Source organism: Pseudomonas sp. 2FE (assembly GCF_005503735.1).
Lineage (GTDB): Bacteria > Pseudomonadota > Gammaproteobacteria > Pseudomonadales > Pseudomonadaceae > Aquipseudomonas.
Genome location: NZ_SCMO01000001.1, coordinates 283,684 through 298,243, shown reverse-complemented (window position 1 = coordinate 298,243; position 14,560 = coordinate 283,684). Strand labels below are relative to the sequence as shown.

Sequence of the window (14,560 nt, the reverse complement as noted above, 5' to 3'; positions counted from 1 at the left end):
AGCGACCCTGCTCGGCCAAGCCCAAACATGCAGCGGTATTCCCCAGCCTCGTCTTGCGCCAAATCTGTGCACAGCAGCACCCGGCCAAAAAACTGCGAACAACCGTCAATCGCCACTGCTCGGACGCGCAGCAAGCCGCTCACTCGATCACGGGCGTCACGCCGGCTGCGGCAAGCGCCCCTCGACCAGAAAGTCGTCCCAACGAAACAACCGCGGCGTATCGGGGGCCTGCGCGTGCTTGAAAGCCACATAGGCGGCGGTGGTTTCGCACAGCCAGGGCGTCAGGTTACGCGGACGCTTCTCCATGAAGGCTTGCGGGGTATACAGCGCGACATTGGCACCATCCAGCGGACAACGGGCGGACTGGTACTCAAAAGCCTCAACGCCGGCACCACGCATCGCCCCACCGAGCGCCTGAGTCGCCCGGTAGTGCAGCGGATCGGTCAACTCACGCCGATGCTCGGTGAACGGCGCGTGCTGTAACTGAATACCGCGCTCCACCTGATAGCGCGCCTCAAAGGAAGAATGCTCGGACAAAATACGCCCGCTCGGTGGCGGGCTGAGCATGCCGTCCCACAGCACGAAACGGTAATACGCCGTCTCGGCCATGGCGGTTTCCAGACGCGTGGCGGCGTAGAACAGACTGGGCTCGTAGACGCTGCCAAAACGCGAGCCCCAGCGCAGCGGTGGATAGCGAAAGGGGGTTTTCAACAGGTAATGCAGCGGTTCGGCGCTTTTCGGCAGCGGCGGTTTGCTGGCCTCGATCAACTCTTCCAGCAGCGCCTGCTCCGCCAGGTTGTCGACCAATTGCAGCGTCGCGACCTGCTCCTGGCTTTCCACTATGCGCACCAAGCGCCCGCGCAGGGGCTTGATCTGCTCTACACCACGGCAGGCCTGCCAGATATCCATGGCCACTCTTCCTTGTATGACTCAGACCTTGCCGCGAATGGCATCCAGGTATTCGACCACCCGCACCAGCCCTTGCACGTGCCCCATCTGCTGCAGCGGTACGCCTGCCAGATGCCGGTTTTCAGTGCGCAGAAAGTGCCGCATGTCGGCAAGATTGCCGCCGAACAAGGCAAACAAGGCGCGGTAGGCGCGGATCAGCAACAAGGCCAGCTCACCGGTCTTGCTCTGCGGGCGCAAGCCGCCGCTATCCTGCCAGCGGGTGATCGCAGTGCGATGCACGCCAACGATCTCCCCCAGCTCCTGCTGCGTCAGCCCCAGCTGTTCACGGGTATTGAGCAAGGCCTTGGCCAGTACCATGTCGGCGTCAGGCGAGGCTTTAATGAGTGCGCTCATGGCGAACAACCTCTGTGCGTTTGCAACAATATTAATAGAAAATAGCACAAACACACAAGGAAAGACCCAGTCGATAACCCAGCCCTTCCAGCGCAGGCGCCCGACTAACAGCAATCGATCCAGAAGACTTACGGCCCCACCGGACCACCTTTGCAAAAGCGCTATGGCCTCATCTGGTTCGGCGCTGCGTGCACAGCAGAAAACGCCACAAACGTGTCGCCATCGCCCGCGCCTTAGCGATGGAGCCGGACGTAATCCTCTTCGATGAGCCGACTTCGGCGCTCGATCCGGAGCTGGTCGGCGAGATGCTCGCCACCATCCGCAGCCTGGCGGAAGAAAAACGCACCATGATCATCGTCACCCACGAAATGGGCTTCGCCCGCGATGTGGCTAACCGGGTGATCTTTATCGACAAGGGGGTGATCGTCGAGCAAGGCGAAGCCAAGGCGCTGTTTGCCAATCCGCACGAAGAGCGCACCAGGCAGTTTCTCAGCAAGTTTCTCTCGCAGTCAGGATCGCAACCCAGCGGGCTGGTCAGCTCCTAAGCCACGCGGAGCAGGCAGGGTTCGTCGCACCGCTCATGCCTCTGCGGTCGGCTTGGACAGCGCGTCGAGCCCGAGATGGCTTGAGCTTGCCCCAGACTATGGTCGGGCTCCACGGCATTAGACTAGCGGCAGTACAAAGGCTCGCACTTCCCGGGCAAACCGCGTATGGTGTTGCGACTGTGCTGCATGTGTCACCGCGAATCGCAATTGATGTTAGATCTCGATCCAACCATCTCGACTCCTTTTACTCTTTGCACTCAGTCTCGGCTTGGGCTCTTCCAGGACCGTAGTTAACTTTGTTCAAGGAGATACACCATGTCCAATCGCCAAACTGGTACCGTCAAGTGGTTCAACGATGAAAAAGGCTTCGGCTTCATCACCCCACAATCTGGCGGCGACGACCTGTTCGTGCACTTCAAAGCCATCCAGAGCGACGGCTTCAAGAGCCTGAAAGAAGGCCAGACTGTTTCCTTCGTGGCTGCCAAAGGCCAGAAAGGTATGCAAGCTGAAGAAGTTCAGGTGGTCTAAACACCCCTGTTCTGCTCAAAAAGCCCCGCCCTACGGCGGGGCTTTTTTGTGCCCGGATTTTACCCGAGCGACCCAAGCGCCCAGCAGCCGAACGGATTCTTTTTAGCTCTACCCGAGACCGCCGATCCGGCCTCCGTATCCAAAAACTGACCGGCCGATTACAATGCGCACGTTAGTACCAAGCTGAAAGTCAATTAGGCCGCTAAACCCCTCTAGCAAATTTACTCACCAAGAGCACCTTGCTGACACCAAGGGCACCGGCCCCTAGATGGCTCCCAGGTAAAGACTTCTGCCAGCTTCTTTCCAACTTGAAAGACTGCTGTGAAGTCCGTTTACTCTGCCCTAGCCAACCTGTCGATTGATCAGGCTCACCACCCAGGATATCTAACCATCCTTGGTATCGCCTGCCCTCCTAAGTACCTACCTGCCAGCCTAAGCGCCGCGATACTGCGGAGCTTTATCTTGCGGCCCTGCTCCGATTAGATTCATTCCGCCTGTCCATTTGGCCAGCGACACCGGAGCTTTTAATTTTCGCGGTTACCTAACCGTAATTTGTAGGAAACACCTAATAAATATGTCCACCCAACACCAAGTTCAGGATGCTATTCGCACCCTATCCACCGCCTTCGCCCCATTCGATTGCCAGATCCAAGCCGTTCGCAAGGGCTGCTTCAGTTTCACCATCGTCAACGAGCGCGGCATTGCCCGTCATAGCGAACGCTTGTATCCAGAACAGTACTCCTCCGGATCACTGCAACTGGTAATCGATCGAACACATCAGGTATTGGCCAGCAAAGGCTTTACTGCGTGAACCTAACTACCCCATGACGGTCACAACGACTCACTCTCGCGATGGAGCGCCGTCATGCAACACATTAATATCGGTCTGCTTGAGAAAACGTTTCACCCTCTCCGCGTTTCCCTCGGCAACCGCCGACCTGATGGCGGCATAGTGTACACCTTGGCTGACTCGACCAATGTAACGGCTTATAGCCGTGTTATCAGCTCAAAAGAAGTGAGTAGCCCAGAGGTATTTTGTCGCGTGGTAGAAGATGTTCGCCGCGAGCTATCGGTCCGCTCAGGGTCTTTATCTACAGAGATAAGAAAACAGCTGGTAGAGAATGCAGGTGTTATGCCCTACATTTCTGGCTGACAGCGTGCAAACCCAAGTCCCGCAAGCCGCGGGACTTGGGCTTACAACCGTCCCACAGAATTAAATACGTTAGATACCTACTCGAGATACTGCCTTCTACAAGCATTCTGTATCTGATTAACAGCCATGCTGTTTTCAACACCAGGTATGTTTTTTAGCAAGCACTCGTTATATGCCTTTTCTTTACCCAATAGAAAAGCACCTTCTTGGTAAAGCTTCCTACACGCATATTCAATCAAATACGCAGATAGATTTGTTTTTGCACCTTTCTGATACTGCAACAAACAGACATTGTATTCATCGTCATCAGCGCACGCACTGGACGAAAACACCATCACAAGCAAACATATAGCGCCGAATTTATAACTCATTGCTTTCTCGCCAAGAGCATATACTTCTTGTCGTGAACATATGCGAATTCAAAGCATATGGAGCGCCATCAACGTCATAGCTGCAGCCCGCTGACACTTCAAACTATAGCGCTGGCACGGGCCATAGCCACAAGCAGCCAGAATCATTGTTCGCCGCGCTATCCGCGGCAGGACTTACGGAAAATTACTCGAAGCTCTCCATGCCTCGGCGTCGCCGCTCCCTGAGCGTTCGGGATAGCAACCGTGCAACGACAGCCAGGAGCAGTTGAAGCCATGAGCCCCTTATGATGAGGCTCTATGGACGTCCTCGCCCCGGCGTTGCAGGCACGCCGGGCAACTGTTTTGCGCCCGATAGCCGTCACCATGATTACTTGCAGATAACGACCAGACTCCGGCTAGCAAACCTACCGGGCTCTATACCGAGTAGACCGTCAGCTGGGTCGGCGTCCGGCCTGCCTTTCTTGCCGACGGTCTCATAGCCACTACCGGCGCATGCCTGGGTTGCCTTCTCGTAGCAGTGCTCCCACTTTAAGGCCTGACCAGAGCAGTCAATGCTGAGGGCATCACTGCCATCTTTCGTTGTGGTTTTATTCACCGTCGCGCATCCGCCGATGGCCAGCAGAGTGGTGAATACGATAAGCCGGATCATGTCCTTACCTGAGCTAATGTGTTGCACCCTGCAGCCAGCACCAAACGTTACTGCTTAGCGGCAGATAATGATCATGTTGCGACTAGAGAAACCGTCTGGATTTAAACCAAGCGGGTAGTTTTCCGCATAGTCACCTTCACCGACTCCCGACTTCGCCATGACCCTATAACCAGCTAAGCCGCATGCCATGACCGCCTCTTCGTCACACTTTTCCCACGAGGAGGTAAGGCCAGAACAGTTGATATGCAGACCTTTTCTGCCGTATTTCTTGTGCACTGTGGAAGTCGCGGCGCAGCCAGCAATTGCCAGAATGGTAAGCAACACCAAGAGACGCTTCATGCAGTTTCCTTATGCGGCGCCTATTTTTATGCGGCTAGTCGCAGATTGTCATAACCACTTAGCTAGAACTCAACAGCCGAACTGCTCAAGAAATGCCAGCCGACTGGAAGTCCTATGCTCATTCGCTGCTACCTGAGCAGTATCTCATTATTACCCGAGACTCACGACCGCCAGCCACTTGCAAGATCGGCTCACATCGCTCAGCAGCACTTGGCCGGGGTTATCCAACACATGGCATGCCCGGGCGCCTCAAGACTGCCTACACTCCGGTTAAATACGCACCCCATCAACCAAGCAGACTGAATCGCCCCTAGTTAAGCCGCCATACCGGGCTTCAGTCAGTCTCTTCTGGATTTCGCTCAGGCGGCAAACTCTTACTATTGCGCTGCAACTGCTGCTCCAATAGCGGGATAGCCTGATCCCGCGGGTTAACCGAGTCGGCTCGCGGCAGGCGACTACTGTGGTTGTTCAACAGCCGCGGAAGGTTCGGTGCCAGTTCTGGCGTGTTGCGCGGCGTCACTGGCTGATACGGGTTGGGCGTGGCCGTACCCGGTGAGCCGGGTGGCGGACTGCCTGGGGGACGCAGCAGGTATTCCTGCGCGTATGCCCCGGCTGAGCACAACGCGGCGAGGGTAAGCATCGCGAGAACCTGGGTTCGCATGACGAGCCTCCGTAACACGCCGAGGGGCGCTCGCATTGGGCGGTGGCCAAAGCAGGCGCTGACGATGCCTTGCATCAGGCGCCGGTTTGTCACGTTAGACTATGCACCCGCGGCGCTTTGCCCGCATCCCTTCGCTCAGCCCCAGCGACCCAACCGCCAATCCCGAGACCGCCATGAAGCGCTTTGTATTGCTCGACACCGTAGAGATCCCCAATAACGGCGGCGCGTTGTGCCTGTTCGAATATGGCGAGGATTTCGTGATCAAGATCCAGGGCGGTGACGGTGGTCAGTTGATGAACACCCGCATGCACGGCTCGGAAGATGCGCTGGCAGAGATCCCCTGCAAGAAAGTCGCCCAGCGCCCGCAGCCGCGCGTGCTGATCGGCGGGCTGGGCATGGGTTTTACCCTGGCATCGGCACTCAAGCACCTGGGCGATAACGCCGAAGTGCTGGTGGCCGAACTGGTGCCGGGGGTGATCGAATGGAATCGTGGGCCGCTCGGCACCAAGGCTGGCCAGCCGATTCTGGATAAGCGTGCCGAGGTGCGGGCCATCGATGTCGCCAAGGTGCTGCAAGCCGAGCCGCAAGGCTTCGATGCGATCATGCTGGACGTGGATAACGGCCCCGAGGGGCTGACCCACAAGGGCAATAGCTGGCTGTACTCGATGGAAGGGCTGAATGCCTGCCATAGCGCGCTGCGACCAGCAGGCGTACTGGCGGTATGGTCGGCCAGTGCGGATCGCAAGTTCTCGGAAAAAGTGCGTAAGGCCGGCTTCAAGGTCGAAGAGGTGCAAGTGTATGCCCACGGCAATAAAGGCACCCGGCATACCATCTGGATTGCGGAAAAGCTCAAGCCTGCGCGCTGAACCCTGCGCTTGATTACTGGCAAGCCCGTAGGCTAGGTAGAGCTAGGCGAAACCCAGCTCATACCCCGCTGGGTTTCGCTTCGCTCTACGCCAGCCTACAAAGCTCGCGATAGGTACACGCATCAACCGTACAGGCCGGCTACAGCGCAGATAGAGAAAGCGCTAAGCTTTAAGCAAGCGATTAGACGATTTAACAGGTGAGAGCATGAGCACGGAAAAATCTGCGGCGACCCAAAAGACCGACCACATCCTCGCAGAGGCCCAGCGCAGCCGTGAAGAAGGCTACCGGGAAAAAGCCCTGAAAATGTACCCCTGGGTGTGCGGTCGTTGTGCCCGCGAGTTCAGCGGCAAGCGGATCAGTGAGCTAACCGTCCATCACCGCGACCACAATCACGATAACAACCCCCAGGACGGCTCGAACTGGGAGCTGCTGTGCCTCTACTGCCACGACAATGAGCACGCCCGCTATACCGACCAGCAATATTTTGCCGAGGGTTCGACCGCCAGCCAGCAAGGACCGAAATCGACCCACAAGGCCTTCGCCGACCTGGCCGCCTTGCTAAAAAGCAAAGAGTAGCCGGCGCTGTTTGCAGGCCACGACAGCGCAACCGTCCACGCCTGCAAACGCGCTTATCACCCCCAGCCCCTAGGCTGCAGCCAAGCCCGTATAATCGCGGCTTTCTTCAAGAGCACGCACACGTGGCGAACAGAAGGTACAGCTGCATCGGGTTATTCAACCCCAAGTCCCCGGAAAACGTCGGCTCAGTGATGCGCGCGGCGGGCTGCTACAACGTCAACTCGGTGTTCTACACCGGCACCCGTTATGCCCGCGCGCAAGACTTCATCACCGACACCAAGAAGATTCACCAGGACATTCCGCTGATCGGCATCGATGACCTGCAGAAAATCATCCCGCTCGGCTGCACGCCGGTCGCGGTCGAGATGGTGGAAGGTGCCTGCGCATTGCCGGACTACACCCACCCGGACCGCGCCATTTACATCTTCGGCCCGGAAGATGGCTCGCTGGATAAAAGCGTCCTGGCCTGGTGTGAAGATGTGATTTACATCCCCACCAGCGGCTGCATGAACCTGGCGGCGACGGTCAACGTGGTGCTCTACGACCGCCTGGCGAAAGGCAACAACACCAAGTCCGGCCCGCAGTTTTCGCGCTAGTGGCCCCCGCCCCACCCGCAGCACACACCTTAACGGCGCTATCAGTCACACAGAGTTCGGCGGCAGCGCGACCGAAATGCGCGTGGCGGGCGGCACACTCGAAGGTGCGCAAGGCGGTGAGCGAGGGTAGGCGGCGCATAGAAACTCTCGGGGACGCAGTGCGCCGAATCCTCGCCCAGCGCGGCAGTAACGTCCAGGCTTAAGCAGCCGCTGTTAACGCAGCAATGAATTGTCCAGCACCTTGGACGGCTCGGCCATCAGCCCCTCGCTGACCTCGATAAAGTCCTTGGTGCTGACCACATCCATACGCATCAAGCCGCGGCTGACGTCATCCAGCGAGCGCTGATTTTCGGTGCGCTGGCGGATTTCCCGATCCAGTTCCTGCAACAGCAACACCGCACGGGCGGTCGTTGCGCCGCTTACGCTCTCGCCGCGTAGGCTGCTGACCTGGCTACTCCATTTGCTCAAGTTGGCGCGCACGGCCTGATAGCGTTCCTCACTCATGCCACCGGCACGGCGTACCAGTTCGATGGCGTAATACTCGGCCAGACCTTCGCTGATCCAGTCGCTTCTGTCGGTGTCGCGGATGCGGCTGAACACATGCACCAACTCATGCACCAAGGGGCTGGTGCCGTTCTCGCTGACCAGCGGCCGGTCGGCGTGCATGAACAAGGAATTGGCTGCCGACAAACCGCCACGCCACAGCGGATCGCCGGCGCCAACCACCAGCAATTTGCCCGGATCACGCGGAAAAACCGCCTGTACTTCGGGCCAGACGAAGGTCAGCAGCGTGAGGATGTCCATGCGCCGCATGCCGGCGCCGATGGGCGCGGCGATGGTGACCTCGGTTTCCCCGAGTTTGCTGCGGCGGCTGCCGATTTTACCGGCGAGTATCCAACCGGTCGGGCGGTCGAACTGGCGTGAGGGGTTGTCGATCCGAAAACGATTCTTGCCGATCCGCGGCCAGCCGGTTTCAACGCTTTTCCAGCCGTTTGGCAGGGCGAATTCGAGGCGCGAGACCAACTCGACAGCGCTCTTCTGCTTCAGTTGCGCGCTGGGCACCAGGTCATCGCCACGCAGCAACGCCCAGTCCTCGGTCATCCGCGCATCGAAGCTGCCGGACTTGCGCGGATGGCTGATACGCACACGGTAGCTCAGGCTGGCCTTACCGGCCGCCGGCTGCCAGATGCCGCGCTCGCTGCCCTGCTGCTGCCAGTTGCCGTCGGCCTTGAAGTCGCTGTAGTAACCCTTGTTGCCGAGATCGAAGTTCAGGCTTCTGACGGCCTCGCCCTGCTCCAGGGTTAGGCGCACTTCGGCCTGATCGCTCTGCGGCAAGAACCGTACGTGGTAATCCAGATCGACCTTCTGCACAGCCCACAGTGGTGTACTCAAGGCCAGCAAGACGACGGACAGCAGCAGATTCAAGCGGGTGGGCATTGCAGAGGGTTCCTTAGGGCCTGTTCACGAGCTGCTGCGCAGTTCACTCCCTATGAGTCGGCCGGCTTCGATTGATTCAGCGCTGACTCAGCCGGAGCGAAAAATCATGTAGTCCTCCCAGTCATCCTCGGCCACGCTGTTTTCACTGAGCATGTTGCCGGACTGGGAAATGCCGGCGTTGTGCACCATCTGCGGATCGCCGCACACCAGTGGGTGCCAGTGATGCAGGTCCTTACCCTCGGCCACCAGGCGGTAACCGCAGGTCGGCGGTAGCCACTGGAACTCGCTGGCCTGCCCCGGCGTGAGCTGGATGCAGTCCGGCACGAACTTGCGTCTATTGCCGTAATCGGTGCAGCGGCAGCTGTTCAGGTCGAGCAACTTACAGGCGATGCGCGTGTAGTAGACGCTGCCGTCGTCCTCGTCTTCGAGCTTTTGCAGGCAGCACAGGCCGCAGCCGTCGCACAGCGATTCCCACTCGTCCTGATCGAGCTGGTCGAGGGTTTTGCGTTTCCAGAAGGGTTCGACTTTGGCGGCCATGACTAAGGGTACGGAGTGACTGGCGAAAAGGCCGGCAGTCTAGCTCGGCACCACGAGCCGGCCAAGGCCGCGACGCCGAACGGCTTTAATAACCGCGGGCGAAATCCACCTGACCGCGCAAGGCTTCGCCGCTCTGATAGCGTTTGAGGTTGTCGAGGAACAGCTGCGCCATCAGCTTGGGCTGTGTCGGTGCCGAGCTGTGGCCGGTCAGCAGCAAGCCGAACGCGGTCCAGAATGGGTGACGGGCGGGCAGCGGCTCCTGGCGACACACATCGATCACCGCGCCAGCCAGATGGCCCTCGCGCAGCGCGGCCACCAAGTCGGCATCGACCACCGCCACACCGCGCCCGGCGTTGATAAACAGGGCGCTGGGTTTGCACTGGGCGAACAGTGCGGCGTTGTAGATATCCTGGGTGGCCGGGGTATCCGGCAACAGGTTGATCACGTAATCGGCCTGCGCCACCAACCGGCCGAGATCGGCCAGCCCGGCGACTTCCACGAAGGGCGCCAGGGCCCGCGGCTCGCGGGCGACGCCGAGCAGCTCGATGGCAAAAGGCGCGAGGAACTGCGCCACGCTCACACCGATATCGCCGGTGCCGACGATCAGCACGCGCCGCCCGGCGAGGCTGTGCGGCAGGCGGTTGTCCCAATGCCGCTCGACCTGGCTGGCCAAACGCGCCAGCAATTCGCGCTCGTGGGCGAGCATATAGGTCAGCACATACTCGGCCATCACCTGGCCGAAGATACCGACCGCACGGGTCAGTCGATAATCGTGCGGCAGGCCCTTGGCCAGCAGCGGCGTAATGCCGGCCCAGGTCGACTGCAGCCATTGCGGCCGGTGGCCTTTGCGCAACAGCGGCGCGAGCAAATCCGGCTGCCCCAGCCAGAGTGGGCAGTCAACGGCCAGTTGCGCCAACTCGCTAGGATCATCGCTGGCCCGCACCTCCAACGCAGGCTCTGCGCGACGCAGCAAGTCAGCATAGGTAGCGTGGTGCTGCTCGGCAATCAGAACGCGCATGACTTAAAACCTTTCAAAAACATAGCCAGCCCCGTTAACCGCCCGGTAGCAATTGCAGTAATTAGGGGTAATGCCCGCAGGCAAGAGACGGCCTACGGCAAGGCGTTCGCGCCGTTCAGCTGCCGCTTAAAGCGGATCGTTGCGGCGCAGCAGCTCTTCCGGCAGATGCTCGATGTACTCGTCTTCGGCCGGCGGCATTTGCAGGTGATAGCCCTGGCTGTCGAGGTTTGCCAGCACCTTGTGGATGTCCTCACGGGCCAATTGCCGCTCGGGGTTGAGCACCAGATCGAAGGTGTGCAGCGGCGCGCCAAACGCCGTGAGTAGCGACTCCGGCACCCGCTTCAGCGCATCCGCCTTGAGCACGTAGAGGTACATCTCGTTCTTGCGCGGGCTTTTATAAATCGAGCAGATACGTTTCATGCCTGTTCTTCCAGGTGGCCTGTACGGTTAGTTGGTTAACTCAAGTTCGGATGACTGGAGTTCTGAGACAAGGCGCCGCGACGAGTCATAGCTGGGCTATGGCGAGGAGCGGCAACGCGGTATCGGGGCTTCAGGCGCCGAAATTGACTAATTGAACTAGCCACACAGGCCACTAGGGTTGCGCAGCCAAGCTGTCGAGCAGTGCCTGGCCCATCAACTCACGCCGCCAGCCGCGCAGGGACTCGGGCAATTGGTAAGGGCCGTTGGGATAGCCGCTTTTCAGCAGCGCTTCGAGGGTTTTCTTGCGCAGCATCAGCTCGGGCGCCATGTCCAGCCGCTCGGCTTCGCATTGGCCGATGGCGCGCAGTTCTTTGAGCAGCGCCGCGGCCTCCATCGGCAGCGGTTCGGGCAGCGCCAGCGGCCACTCGGCCGCGGGCGTGGCGGCCGCTTGTTTGATCAGCTGGAGAATGAACTCGCCATCCTGACGCACGGTCTTGGGGTGCATATCGTCGATACGCGCCAGTGCGACCAGATTGTCCGGCTGGGTGCGGGCCAGCGGCCACAGCGAGTTTTCCCGAATGATCCGATTGCGCGGCTGATTCCGCGCCCGCGCCTCACGCTCGCGCCAGGCGCACAGCTCCCGCAGCACCGCGAGCTGCGCCGGCGAGAGTTTCCAGGCCAGTTTGGCCTCGCGGTAGACCTCATCCGGATCGACCTCGCGGCGCAGGTTGACGACCAGCTCGGCACCGTCCTCCAGCACCCAGGCGGTTTTCTCGGCCGACAGCTTGGGCCGCAAGGCCTCGAAGACCTGCGCCAGGTGCAGGGCATCTTCGGCGGCGTAGCTGATTTGCGTCTCCGAGAGCGGGCGCTGCAGCCAGTCCGAGCGGGTCTCGCCTTTGGGCAGCTCGATCCCCAGCACGGCCTGTACCAGGCGCGAATAGCCCATGGAGAAGCCGAGGTTGAGGTAGGCGGCCGCCAGTTGGGTGTCGAACAGCGGCGCCGGCAGGCTGCCGGTCAGGCGCGAAAACACTTCCAGATCTTCGCTGCAGGCGTGCAGCACCTTGAGCACCGCCGGGTCTTCCAACAGTGCACTGAAAGCCGTCCAGTCCTGAATCAGCAAGGGATCGAGCAGATAAACCCGTGCACCGTCGCAGATCTGCAGCAGACCGGCGATCGGGTAGAAGGTGTCGACCCGCATGAATTCGGTATCGAGGGCCACGTAAGGCAGGCGCTGCCACTCGGCGCACTGTTGCGCCAGGCTGACGTCGTCACGAATCCAATGAATATCGATGGCCACATGACTCTCCTAAAATAATGGCGCGCAGTATATATCGACCCCGCCGCTTGCCGGGTATTCACGGCTTGCCGTGCGTCATGTGCCCTCCTATGCTGCCGGCGCTTGTCCGCCAAGACACAGAACAAGGATATGTCATGAAAAAGCTTCTGGGCCTGATCGCCCTGCTGCTCGCCGCCGCGGCTATCTACCTCGTTGTCACCCCCAGCCCGATCGATCCGCTGGCCTGGGACGCGCCGAAAGCACCGGCCATGCTCGGTGTGCTGGAACCCAACGACACCCTGATGAAAGCCGAGCTGCTTGCCCAAGGGCAGGTCCAGGGCCCGGAAGATACCGCCGTCGATGCCCAGGGCCGGGTCTACGCCGGCCTGCAGGACGGCAAGATCGTGCGGATCAAGACCGATGGCAGCCTGGAACCCTTTGCCGACAGCCAAGGCCGCCCGTTGGGCATGGACTTCGACGCCAACGGCAACCTGATCGTCGCCGACGCCTATAAAGGCTTGCTCAGCATCAACCCGCAAGGGCAGATCAAGGTGCTCAGCACGCAAGCCGAGGGGCAGCCGTTGCGTTTCACCAATGATGTGGAGATCGCCAGTGACGGACGGATCTACTTCTCCGATGCCTCGAGCAAGTTCGAACAACCGGATTATCTGCTCGACCTGCTTGAGGCTCGCCCCCATGGTCGCCTGCTGCGCTACGACCCGGCGAGCGGCAAGACCGAGGTACTGCTCAAAGACCTGTACTTCGCCAATGGTGTCGCCCTGTCGGTCAAGGAAGACTTCGTGCTGGTCAACGAAACCTACCGCTACCGCATCACCCGCTACTGGCTGAGCGGGGAAAAAGCCGGCACTCAGGATATCTTCATCGACAACCTGCCGGGCCTGCCGGACAACCTGCAAGGCGATCGCGCCGGCACCTTCTGGGTCGCCCTGCCTTCAGCGCGCAAAGCCGATGCCGACTTCCTGCATCAACATCCGTGGTTGAAAACGCAGATTGCTAAGCTGCCGCGCAGCATGTGGCCGAAGGTGGTTCCCTATGGCTTGGCCATCGCCATCAACGAGCAGGGCGAAATCGTCCGCAGCCTGCACGACACCAGCGGTGCGCACCTGCGTATGGTCACCTCGGCCAAGCCGGTGGGGGGCTACCTGTACTTCGGCAGCCTGGACAACGACCGCATCGGCAAGCTGAAGATCCACTAAGCCTTGCCGACTGTAAGACCCCTGCCGCCGTCATTCCGGCTCTGCGCTTTGCGACGATCGGGATGACGGCATGGTGCGACTTCAGTCATAGATTGCCGGCCTGACCTCTATCGGTGCGCTGCCATTTTCTGCGCCGCCTGCGTTTATGATGCGCACTGACCTCGATACGACTCAGGAGCCCGTCATGTCCCTCGCGCAACTGCTCAGCCCCCAACAACTGACCGCCCGCCTGGGCCAACCCGGTTTGCTGATTCTCGACTGCCGATTCGCCCTCGATGACGTTGCCTACGGTCAACGCAGCTACGCCGAAGGGCATATCGCCGGCGCCCACTTTGCCGATCTGGAGCGCGACCTCTCCGGGCCGATCGTCAAAGGCCTCACCGGCCGCCATCCATTGCCGGACCCGGCGGTGCTGATTGAGCGCTTGCGCAGCTGGGGCCTGGACACCGACAGCGAGGTGGTGCTGTATGACGACGGCCCCGGCGCCTTTGCGGCCCGCGCCTGGTGGCTGCTGGCCTGGCTGGGCAAGCGCGACGGCGTGTTCCTGCTGGATGGCGGCTTGCAGGCCTGGCGCGCAGCGGGCCTGCCGTTGACTGCCGAGCCGACAGCCGCCAGCCGGGGCGATTTTCACGGCCAGCCCGACGCCAGCCTGCTAGTGAGTGCCGAGCAGTTGCGGCAACGTCTTGGCGATCCCCAGCTGACCCTGCTGGATGCGCGCGCCTTGCCGCGCTTTCGCGGCGAAGTGGAGCCGATCGATCCGGTTGCCGGGCATATCCCCGGCGCGCAGTGCGCGGTGTTTACCGACAACCTCGGTGCCGATGGGCGTTTCCTGCCGGCCGCACAATTGCGTCAGCGTTTCGCCAGCCAACTCGGTCAACGCTCGCCGGCCGGCCTGGTGGCCTATTGCGGTTCCGGCGTGACGGCCTGTCATAACCTGTTCGCCCTGAGTCTGGCCGACTATGCGCTGGCACCGCTGTACGCCGGCTCCTGGAGCGAATGGATTACCGATCCGCAGCGCCCCATCGCCAAAGGCGAGTGAAGCGTACGACCGATCGAACCTCCTGAAAC

At 60.3% G+C, this 14,560-nt stretch carries 17 protein-coding genes and 2 pseudogenes; 9 read left to right on the top strand and 10 right to left on the bottom strand.

What is annotated here, in order from left to right; translation table 11 throughout:
- Window positions 1-156: 156 nt before the first annotated feature.
- Window positions 157-909: an RES family NAD+ phosphorylase gene (locus tag FFS12_RS01500; protein ID WP_137885218.1), complete on the bottom strand. Its 753-nt coding sequence runs from the start codon at window positions 907-909 to the stop codon at window positions 157-159.
- Window positions 910-930: 21 nt separating this feature from the next.
- Window positions 931-1,302, bottom strand: coding sequence for an antitoxin Xre/MbcA/ParS toxin-binding domain-containing protein (locus tag FFS12_RS01495; protein ID WP_137885217.1), 372 nt, complete (start codon window positions 1,300-1,302; stop codon window positions 931-933).
- Between the two features lie 203 nt (window positions 1,303-1,505).
- Here FFS12_RS01495 and FFS12_RS01490 point away from each other — a divergent pair.
- The 4 genes and pseudogenes from FFS12_RS01490 to FFS12_RS01475 all read left to right on the top strand — a co-directional run.
- A pseudogene (locus FFS12_RS01490) lies at window positions 1,506-1,847 on the top strand (L-cystine ABC transporter ATP-binding protein YecC); the annotation flags it as partial.
- 315 nt (window positions 1,848-2,162) lie between these two features.
- Window positions 2,163-2,375, top strand: coding sequence for a cold-shock protein (locus FFS12_RS01485; protein ID WP_119955720.1), 213 nt, complete (start codon window positions 2,163-2,165; stop codon window positions 2,373-2,375).
- A 574-nt stretch (window positions 2,376-2,949) separates the two neighbouring features.
- On the top strand, window positions 2,950-3,186 hold the full coding sequence (locus FFS12_RS01480; RefSeq protein WP_137885216.1) for a hypothetical protein: 237 nt from the start codon (window positions 2,950-2,952) through the stop codon (window positions 3,184-3,186).
- A gap of 54 nt (window positions 3,187-3,240) precedes the next feature.
- Window positions 3,241-3,528, top strand: a complete 288-nt coding sequence (locus FFS12_RS01475) for a DUF3509 domain-containing protein (RefSeq protein ID WP_137885215.1) — start codon at window positions 3,241-3,243, stop codon at window positions 3,526-3,528.
- Window positions 3,529-3,605: 77 nt separating this feature from the next.
- On the opposite strand, the gene FFS12_RS20350 is transcribed toward FFS12_RS01475, so the two are convergent.
- Together FFS12_RS20350 and FFS12_RS01460 are read right to left on the bottom strand one after the other, a co-directional pair.
- The gene (locus FFS12_RS20350; RefSeq protein WP_305955914.1) at window positions 3,606-3,863 is read right to left on the bottom strand and encodes a VF_A0006 family four-cysteine protein; all 258 of its coding nucleotides are present in this window, start codon (window positions 3,861-3,863) and stop codon (window positions 3,606-3,608) included.
- A gap of 739 nt (window positions 3,864-4,602) precedes the next feature.
- Complete coding sequence (locus tag FFS12_RS01460; protein ID WP_137885213.1) at window positions 4,603-4,887, bottom strand: hypothetical protein; 285 nt, start codon at window positions 4,885-4,887, stop codon at window positions 4,603-4,605.
- An 834-nt stretch (window positions 4,888-5,721) separates the two neighbouring features.
- Here FFS12_RS01460 and FFS12_RS01455 point away from each other — a divergent pair.
- From FFS12_RS01455 to FFS12_RS01445, 3 genes are all read left to right on the top strand, one after another.
- The gene (locus FFS12_RS01455) at window positions 5,722-6,414 is read left to right on the top strand and encodes a spermidine synthase (RefSeq protein ID WP_137885212.1); all 693 of its coding nucleotides are present in this window, start codon (window positions 5,722-5,724) and stop codon (window positions 6,412-6,414) included.
- Between the two features lie 205 nt (window positions 6,415-6,619).
- A complete protein-coding gene (locus FFS12_RS01450; RefSeq protein ID WP_137885211.1) occupies window positions 6,620-6,991 on the top strand; it encodes a YajD family HNH nuclease in 372 nt (123 codons plus the stop codon).
- 122 nt (window positions 6,992-7,113) lie between these two features.
- A complete protein-coding gene (locus tag FFS12_RS01445; RefSeq protein WP_137885210.1) occupies window positions 7,114-7,587 on the top strand; it encodes an RNA methyltransferase in 474 nt (157 codons plus the stop codon).
- Window positions 7,588-7,618: 31 nt separating this feature from the next.
- Here FFS12_RS01445 and FFS12_RS01440 read toward each other — a convergent pair.
- The 6 genes and pseudogenes from FFS12_RS01440 to rnd form a co-directional block, all read right to left on the bottom strand.
- Window positions 7,619-7,726 (bottom strand): annotated as a pseudogene (locus FFS12_RS01440) (LysR family transcriptional regulator); the annotation flags it as partial.
- 74 nt (window positions 7,727-7,800) lie between these two features.
- Complete coding sequence (locus tag FFS12_RS01435; RefSeq protein WP_137885209.1) at window positions 7,801-9,024, bottom strand: hypothetical protein; 1,224 nt, start codon at window positions 9,022-9,024, stop codon at window positions 7,801-7,803.
- 87 nt (window positions 9,025-9,111) lie between these two features.
- Window positions 9,112-9,561, bottom strand: a complete 450-nt coding sequence (locus FFS12_RS01430; protein WP_137885208.1) for a YcgN family cysteine cluster protein — start codon at window positions 9,559-9,561, stop codon at window positions 9,112-9,114.
- An 85-nt stretch (window positions 9,562-9,646) separates the two neighbouring features.
- A complete protein-coding gene (locus FFS12_RS01425; RefSeq protein ID WP_137885207.1) occupies window positions 9,647-10,579 on the bottom strand; it encodes a D-2-hydroxyacid dehydrogenase in 933 nt (310 codons plus the stop codon).
- A 126-nt stretch (window positions 10,580-10,705) separates the two neighbouring features.
- Window positions 10,706-10,999 (bottom strand): YcgL domain-containing protein, encoded by a 294-nt coding sequence (locus tag FFS12_RS01420; RefSeq protein WP_137818412.1) that lies wholly within the window; start codon window positions 10,997-10,999, stop codon window positions 10,706-10,708.
- A 172-nt stretch (window positions 11,000-11,171) separates the two neighbouring features.
- The gene (rnd, locus tag FFS12_RS01415) at window positions 11,172-12,296 is read right to left on the bottom strand and encodes a ribonuclease D (protein WP_137885206.1); all 1,125 of its coding nucleotides are present in this window, start codon (window positions 12,294-12,296) and stop codon (window positions 11,172-11,174) included.
- 134 nt (window positions 12,297-12,430) lie between these two features.
- Here rnd and FFS12_RS01410 point away from each other — a divergent pair, with 134 nt between their 5' ends.
- A complete protein-coding gene (locus FFS12_RS01410; RefSeq protein ID WP_137885205.1) occupies window positions 12,431-13,492 on the top strand; it encodes an SMP-30/gluconolactonase/LRE family protein in 1,062 nt (353 codons plus the stop codon).
- Window positions 13,493-13,676: 184 nt separating this feature from the next.
- Window positions 13,677-14,531, top strand: a complete 855-nt coding sequence (locus tag FFS12_RS01405) for a sulfurtransferase (RefSeq protein ID WP_137885204.1) — start codon at window positions 13,677-13,679, stop codon at window positions 14,529-14,531.
- Window positions 14,532-14,560: the final 29 nt, after the last annotated feature.

Coding starts and splice junctions, on each gene's coding strand:
- FFS12_RS01500 (WP_137885218.1), bottom strand. CDS start 909: ATGGATATCTGGCAGGCCTGCCGTGGTGTAGAGCAGATCAAGCCCCTG.
- FFS12_RS01495 (WP_137885217.1), bottom strand. CDS start 1,302: ATGAGCGCACTCATTAAAGCCTCGCCTGACGCCGACATGGTACTGGCC.
- FFS12_RS01485 (WP_119955720.1), top strand. CDS start 2,163: ATGTCCAATCGCCAAACTGGTACCGTCAAGTGGTTCAACGATGAAAAA.
- FFS12_RS01480 (WP_137885216.1), top strand. CDS start 2,950: ATGTCCACCCAACACCAAGTTCAGGATGCTATTCGCACCCTATCCACC.
- FFS12_RS01475 (WP_137885215.1), top strand. CDS start 3,241: ATGCAACACATTAATATCGGTCTGCTTGAGAAAACGTTTCACCCTCTC.
- FFS12_RS20350 (WP_305955914.1), bottom strand. CDS start 3,863: ATGGTGTTTTCGTCCAGTGCGTGCGCTGATGACGATGAATACAATGTC.
- FFS12_RS01460 (WP_137885213.1), bottom strand. CDS start 4,887: ATGAAGCGTCTCTTGGTGTTGCTTACCATTCTGGCAATTGCTGGCTGC.
- FFS12_RS01455 (WP_137885212.1), top strand. CDS start 5,722: ATGAAGCGCTTTGTATTGCTCGACACCGTAGAGATCCCCAATAACGGC.
- FFS12_RS01450 (WP_137885211.1), top strand. CDS start 6,620: ATGAGCACGGAAAAATCTGCGGCGACCCAAAAGACCGACCACATCCTC.
- FFS12_RS01435 (WP_137885209.1), bottom strand. CDS start 9,024: ATGCCCACCCGCTTGAATCTGCTGCTGTCCGTCGTCTTGCTGGCCTTG.
- FFS12_RS01430 (WP_137885208.1), bottom strand. CDS start 9,561: ATGGCCGCCAAAGTCGAACCCTTCTGGAAACGCAAAACCCTCGACCAG.
- FFS12_RS01425 (WP_137885207.1), bottom strand. CDS start 10,579: ATGCGCGTTCTGATTGCCGAGCAGCACCACGCTACCTATGCTGACTTG.
- FFS12_RS01420 (WP_137818412.1), bottom strand. CDS start 10,999: ATGAAACGTATCTGCTCGATTTATAAAAGCCCGCGCAAGAACGAGATG.
- FFS12_RS01410 (WP_137885205.1), top strand. CDS start 12,431: ATGAAAAAGCTTCTGGGCCTGATCGCCCTGCTGCTCGCCGCCGCGGCT.
- FFS12_RS01405 (WP_137885204.1), top strand. CDS start 13,677: ATGTCCCTCGCGCAACTGCTCAGCCCCCAACAACTGACCGCCCGCCTG.